The organism is Bartonella sp. MM97QHHN (genome assembly GCF_042194285.1).
In the GTDB taxonomy this organism is placed as follows: domain Bacteria; phylum Pseudomonadota; class Alphaproteobacteria; order Rhizobiales; family Rhizobiaceae; genus Bartonella.
This window is the reverse complement of record NZ_JBHIMS010000097.1, coordinates 1-3,746: the sequence shown is the minus strand read 5'-3', so window position 1 is coordinate 3,746 and position 3,746 is coordinate 1. Positions and strand designations below refer to the sequence as shown.

Sequence of the window (3,746 nt, the reverse complement as noted above, 5' to 3'; positions counted from 1 at the left end):
GTCTTTACTGGTGTCTTGGGGCTTGCTGGTGGTGGTCTTGTGGCAAGTGTAGCCGCCCTCACCATGAAAACCATGCATCTGGGCGATAGTCTTTATCACGCATCACACCATTTAAATATGAGTGTTGCATCACTTCAATTATGGGGTGATGCAGCCGATAATTCAGGCACTTCTGCCGAACTTTTTCAACAATCCTTAGCGGTTTTAAATAGGCGTTCAGCACAAGCATATGCCGGACAAAAAAGAGGCATGATGGGCTTTGAAGCACTTGGCATTTCTGTCAAAAACACTTCTGGAAAACTCAAATCCACTTCTGTCTTGTTAGAAGAAATTACCGACAAGATGAGTAAGATGAAAAGCCAAGCACAAAGACAGCATATTGCTGCTCTGCTGTTTGGGGGTGATGGTAAAGAAATGGCGACCATGCTTGCACAAGGCATGGCACCCATTAAAGAGCTGTTTGCAAAGGCGCGAAAAGGAAAATGGCTGATAGGTGCCGATGTTGCACGCTATGCAGCAGATTTAAGTGACAAGCTTGGTGCTTTTAAGAAAAAAATAGGCGGTATCGCGAGCTTTATTGGCGCGCGTTTCATGCCCGTGATTAATGATATGATTGACGGTTTTTCAAAGTTGATTGATGAAAACCGCGACCTCATTCAAACAACTGTTGCGAGCTGGGCAAAAACCTTAAAAAAAGTCCTTAATGATTTGCTTAATCCTACCTCTGATTTAAGAAAAGGCATCAGTGATCTCACAGAGAGGATTAAAGGCTGGTTCCAATGGCTAGAACCTCTGATTGGTGAAATAACCCTCTTTAAGGTAGGACTTGTGGCACTTGGTTCGTTCATTTTTGGTCCACTCATTGCCGCATTAGCCGCAGCGGGAGCAGCGTTTGTCACCCTTGGCTATACTATAATGACGACGCCCATAGGATGGCTCATTGGCGGCATCGCAGCTCTTGTTTTACTCTACAAATATTGGGATAAACTCAATGCTTGGGTGGCTGCATCCTTAGCCGCAGTTGGAGCAGTTCTTACTGGGGCATTCATTGCGGCAATAGCACCAGCTGCTTCCGCAATTGCTGGTCTTGCTGTAACTCTTGTAGCTTCACTCATTCCAGCAATAACCGCTGTTGGTACGGCTTTTATATCGCTTGGTGTTGCTATCATGACCACACCTATTGGCTGGATAATTGGCGGCATTGCAGCTCTTGTTGCTGCCGGATATCTGCTTTATAAAAATTGGGACACAGTCATAAGCTTTATAAGCAAGCTATGGGATTCTTTTGCGAACTTATGTAGTAATGCTTTCAATAACCTCTTGACGTTCTTTAAAAACTTTTCACCACTCTCTTGGATTTCGAAAAAAATCAATGAACTCATTGAATGGCTGTTTGGTGTCGATTTAATGGAAGTAGGCTCCAATCTTATTAATGGGCTTTGGGAGGGCATCAAAAGCAAATGGAATGCTCTGTCTGATTGGCTCAGCGGCATGATGAGTAAATTAACCAGTTGGATGCCTAATTGGGTGAAAGAAAAGTTAGGGTTTAATGTTTCAATAGACAAGACTTCAACGCAGACCATTAAAACCTTTACCGAAAAAACCAATACACAGGCAAAAAGAATGCTGGATACAGCAGTGGTTACAAATACCCCCCCTGAAAAACGCAAGAGTGGTTTTAATACAAGTGTCGTTGAAACAGGACAAATGCAGGCAACAAATAAAGTGGGTGCCTTTAAAGCTCCAAAGCCCATTACGGTTCATAAACCCGTTGAAGTAGACGCCCGTGTAACCATTACAAATCTCAATATTTCCGTCCCCAATGGTCTCAAGGACGAAATCAGAGACGCTGTCAATCAAGCACTTGAACGCTATGCAAAACAGCAACGTTTAGCCATAGCCTCTAGCCTTTCGGATTAAATACCATGATGTTAGCTTTGGGTGGTTTTATTTTTTCGATTGAAACAGCTGCTTATCAAACACTTGATATGTCTTATGGGGTTCCATGGGTAGAGCAAGGACGATTGGGGCGCAAAGCAGCTCTTCAATTGCCTGCCGTTGCAAATGCGGAATTTTCTTTAACTGGTGTGATTTATCCAGATTTCAAAGGTGGTCATAGACAGCTCGAATATTTACGGCAAATGGCACATGAAGGACCTCACATTCTTGTGACTGGTCAAGGCAAAATCTTAGGTAAGTTTGTCATTCTTTCTGTAGAGGAAAAACAAAGCATTTTTCATCATAATGGCACCCCAAAAAAACAAGAATTTACAATAAAGTTGAGAGAATATGGTGAAGAGCTATGAGTGATCTTTACGTAACAAAAGAAGGCGATATGGTTGATGCCATTTGCTGGAGATACTATGCAAAGGGTCAACAAGCCCTTGCTGTTGAACGCGTTTATGCAGCAAACTTTGGTCTTGCAGACTATGGACCCATTTTAAAAGCAGGTATCACGATACTCTTACCAACCCTCCCCTATCCGAAAGCCACACCAGTGATCAGAATTTGGGGTAGCAAATCATGAAACCTTTTTGCACAGTGATGGCAAATGGAGAGGACATCACAAGAACGCTGATGGACTATGTTTTGTCGATTGAAATTACCGATGAAGCAGAAAACAAAAGTGATCGTATCACTATAGAGCTTGATGACCGCGCACGTGACAGTGATAACGGCTTTCTTGATATTCCTCTTATCGGAACAATCATTTCTGTCACACTTGGCTATGAAGGGGGCAAAAACCGCGATATGGGATCCTATCTGATAGACGAAATCTCTGTAAGCAGCCCACCACAAAGCTTAAGCGTGACAGGGCGCGCCGCATCAATGAACACGTCTTACAGAACCCCAAAAAGCCAATCCTATCACCAGCAAACCCTTGGCAGTATTGTTCAAGAGATAGCACAGCGTAATGGCTATACACCAAAAGTTGACCCTGCTCTTGCTAAAATTGTTGTGCGTCACATTGATCAAACAGCTGAAAGCGATATGGCTTTTGCCACACGCCTTGCAGAAGACTATGATGCGGTAGCAAAACCCGTTGATGGCAAGCTTGTTTTGGCTAAACGGGGCGAAGGCAAAGCCATCACTGGTGAAACACTCCCCGTTATTGTTATCCATGAAAAACATTGTACCTCTTGGGATTTTAAATACAGCGCACGAGATGAAGCAGGTGCAGCCAATGGCTTAGAAACAGATGTGGGGGACGACCAAAAAGCCGCTGCTGATGCACGAGAGCCAGAAGAGATTGATGATGATGAAAACTTTATCCATATGGATAACAGTGACAGAGCATCATCATCTGAATCAGAAAAAGCAGAAAAAGAATCTGAGAAAGAAGAAGACAAAGAGAAGAAAGGCGGTGTTCTCGCAACCTATCATGATATCCGCAGTGGTGAAAAAAAAGAAGTCAAAGTTGGTAATCCGCCGTTTCATGAACTCAAATACACCTACCATAACCAATCAGAGGCTGTTGCGGCCATTGCTGCTTATCGCAATAAATCATCACGCGGTAAGTCTTCTTTCTCATGTGATATCGGTGGTGATCCGTTTGTGCAAGCAGAAGCAAAGCTTGTTCAAGAGCCCCCTTTCCGCCCCTATATTCCAGCAGAATGGCGCATCAAGAGCGTTAAGCACAAACTTGATAAAACGGGTGGTTACACCACAAAAATAGAGTGCGAACTTTTTGATAAAGCGCAAGAAGATGCGGCTGGAAACGTTGCAAACACCACACCAGACAAGGA

Annotated in this window: 4 protein-coding genes; all 4 read left to right on the top strand. The window is 43.6% G+C overall.

What is annotated here, in order from left to right:
- Nucleotides 1-1,920 (top strand): phage tail tape measure protein (locus tag ACFIJW_RS07925; protein ID WP_375633865.1); only part of this gene is annotated, 1,920 nt, incomplete at its 5' end.
- Between the two features lie 5 nt (nt 1,921-1,925).
- A complete protein-coding gene (locus ACFIJW_RS07920; RefSeq protein ID WP_375633864.1) occupies nt 1,926-2,306 on the top strand; it encodes a phage tail protein in 381 nt (126 codons plus the stop codon).
- Entirely contained in the window at nt 2,303-2,527 is a 225-nt protein-coding gene (locus ACFIJW_RS07915) for a tail protein X (protein ID WP_273789860.1), read from the top strand. The genes ACFIJW_RS07920 and ACFIJW_RS07915 overlap by 4 nt, the downstream gene beginning before the upstream one ends.
- Nucleotides 2,524-3,746: contractile injection system protein, VgrG/Pvc8 family (locus ACFIJW_RS07910; protein ID WP_375633863.1), on the top strand; the 1,223-nt coding region annotated here is incomplete at its 3' end. The genes ACFIJW_RS07915 and ACFIJW_RS07910, both read left to right, overlap by 4 nt.